Source organism: Cupriavidus sp. UYPR2.512 (genome assembly GCF_000379565.1).
Classification (GTDB): Bacteria; Pseudomonadota; Gammaproteobacteria; order Burkholderiales; family Burkholderiaceae; genus Cupriavidus.
Window position 1 is genome coordinate 1 of sequence record NZ_KB903132.1, and the last position, 1,146, is coordinate 1,146.

Annotated in this window: 1 protein-coding gene; it reads left to right on the forward strand. The window is 52.6% G+C overall.

The features are described from left to right. The coding region (locus A3A5_RS43560) for a hypothetical protein (RefSeq protein ID WP_198293173.1) at positions 1-1,146 on the forward strand (1,146 nt) is incomplete at both ends.

Below are 1,146 nucleotides of genomic sequence, written 5' to 3' on the forward strand. Positions count from 1 at the left end.
CCTAGCCGAGTGCGGGCGACAGGCTAAGATAAAAGGATTCGATACCTACCTGACCAAAACGGGTAGTTTGGGCAAAAATGGGCGCGTCATTTTCAGCAAGCTTCCGCCAGAACAGAAGCACGAGATAGAAAAAGCTATCCATCTTCGCATGGAAAAAAATCTAGATTCTGTCTCGCCTTTAGAGAGTTTTTTCTTAGCACTCGACCCCTACTCCAGAGGGGCTTCCTTATCCGATTGCGCAAAAATATCTGGCGTTAAAAATATGAGCATTTATTTCACTAAAGACGGCTATTTGGCGCCGATTGGGCTATCGCTGTATCAAAAACTCTCGGAAGAGCAACAACGTGAAGTTGATGCGTCGCTTGCGGCGCGGCGCGAGACGGTTTGCACTCCATTTCTTGATAGATTTATGGCGGCCGTTGATCTCTACTCTCATGGAGTAAGCCTGAAAGAATGTGAACAACGTTCCGGACTTAAAAACATCAGCAACTACTTTTCTTCAAAAGGGAAACTTATGGTGCAGGGTGAGTTTGCCTACCGTCGACTGTCAGACGACCAGCGCCGCAAAGTTGATGCGTCCCTGCTAGCGAGAGTGAAACAAACGATGCTGTCTGAGAGTGTACCCGAGCGATTTGTGGCGGCACTTGAGCCGTATGCCCTCAACAAAAGCGTGACAGAGTGTGGTCAAATTTCGGGACTACAAAATGCAAGTGCATACTTCTTCAAAGACGGTAGTCTCAAGAAGGACGGTGAGTCGATATACCGACGACTGCCCCCGGAACTGCAGCAAACCGTGAATGAGGCAATAGAGCGCCGGAGGGCGGCTCGTACTCAGCAACCTGTTACAGACCATGCTTCATTTCAAGGGGGCCCGTCCCAGCCGTATGCCTATGAAGGTTATGGTAAGGATCTTCCTTGGGGCCAGGCAGATGCCGCTCGCAGTCCTCCGGGTTCCTCCTTTTTTCGCGGCCTGAGTCCGTGGGAGGGGGACAACCGCCCGCAGGAGTCGGGTTCCACGTTTGCCGATCTCTCGTCGCTCGGTTACGGGGTGCCTTACGGCAGCCGCGAGTTCGATCCGAATACCCCGCAGTCGGTCGTCGGGCCCTCGCACCCAGCGGGTCCGGAGATTGTGGACGTGGATAGCTA